Origin of the sequence: Microcystis sp. 0824, from assembly GCF_003112475.1 — a bacterium.
In the GTDB taxonomy this organism is placed as follows: Bacteria; Cyanobacteriota; Cyanobacteriia; order Cyanobacteriales; family Microcystaceae; genus Microcystis; species Microcystis aeruginosa_C.
Genome location: NZ_BDSM01000038.1, coordinates 1 through 565 on the forward strand (window position 1 = coordinate 1; position 565 = coordinate 565).

The 565-nt window shown below is 34.7% G+C and carries 1 protein-coding gene; it reads right to left on the reverse strand.

The window, feature by feature from the left end:
• Window positions 1–565 (reverse strand): transposase (locus tag N0824_RS13350; RefSeq protein ID WP_146184285.1); only part of this gene is annotated, 565 nt, incomplete at both ends.

The following is a 565-nucleotide window of genomic DNA, read 5'->3' on the forward strand; positions in this document are numbered from 1 at the left end:
ATTTTTTCCTTTCTTTCTCTACTAAGTCTCCTTCATTCTTTAATAAGGCATATTTGCTCTTGGCTATTCCTGCTAAGATATTTTCTTTATTTTTCTTATTTTTTATCTTAGCTGCCTCTCTTTTTACCTCCTTTCTTGCTTCATCTAGCTCGTTATTTACTTGTTTCATTACATGGAATCTATCCCCTACTATTTGAGCTTGAGGCATTAGTTTTTCTGCCACATTTTTATACCCTATCCACAGGTCTATACTTACTTCCTCTATTTGGCTCAAAACCTCTTCTCCCCAGTGTTTCAGATATTCTGTTAATGCTTCTTCTGTTCTTTTTTCCACTAAGCCTATAATTTTTCCTGTGTCTATATTTACTAACACAGCATAGTAATTTCCTTTTCCCTTTATCATGGCTATTTCATCTATTCCTAGTTTTTTTAGCCCTTGAGGTTTTGCGGTTATTAACTCTTCTCCTAAGTCTTTGAGCATCGTCTCTATTTCTTGTTCGCTTACTCCATTTCTTTCTGCCGTATTTTTGAGATCACTATTCAGGACTTCGGCCACTATTTTTTT